A 588-nucleotide genomic window follows, 5' to 3' on the forward strand; every position below is an offset into this window, starting at 1 on the left:
GCTACTTTATAACATCTGAAAAATGTGATTTCATAACAATAATCAGTTTCTCCATAACCTGGTCTATATTGTTGAATATAAAGTCTAGCTTCATCTCCTAAATGTTGAATGTTAAAATCTAGCAATTGTGCATCCCAATACTCTGTATTATCTAAAGCCTCTTGTATTTTATTAATATTTTTATTCATCCGGTTGTCCTCCTAAATAATTTGATTTAATATGTCCATCTGGTGAACGTCTATCTACACGTTGTCCATCAAGATCCAATAAAATTTCCTGTTCATCATATGCATGCATATGATAATAAGGTGTATGACTATCAGGTGGGTCGAATCTAAAACGTTTCTTTCCTTTAGCATCATATATATGATAATAAGGATTATGTTTTGTCAATTTCCAATTACGAGGTTTGAATGCTTCAATTTCTTCAATTGTCATCTCTGAAATTTCTTGATACGAAAAATCCATTAGTTTTTTCGTATATTTTTCAGCTGGATTGTTCGTTAGTATATCATCATTTGGATTAGCTTTGCTTTGATTAATCTTCCCTACAACAGCGTTTAATCCCGCATTAATGCCAAGATTAAA

At 31.1% G+C, this 588-nt stretch carries 1 protein-coding gene and 1 pseudogene; both read right to left on the bottom strand.

What is annotated here, in order from left to right:
* Window positions 1-188, bottom strand: a pseudogene (locus E4T68_RS08985) (hypothetical protein); the annotation flags it as partial.
* On the bottom strand, window positions 181-588 hold a 408-nt coding region (locus E4T68_RS09400; protein ID WP_209305071.1), incomplete at its 5' end, for a hypothetical protein. The pseudogene E4T68_RS08985 and the gene E4T68_RS09400, both read right to left, overlap by 8 nt.

Source organism: Granulicatella sp. WM01 (assembly GCF_004570605.1).
Lineage (GTDB): Bacteria > Bacillota > Bacilli > Lactobacillales > Aerococcaceae > WM01.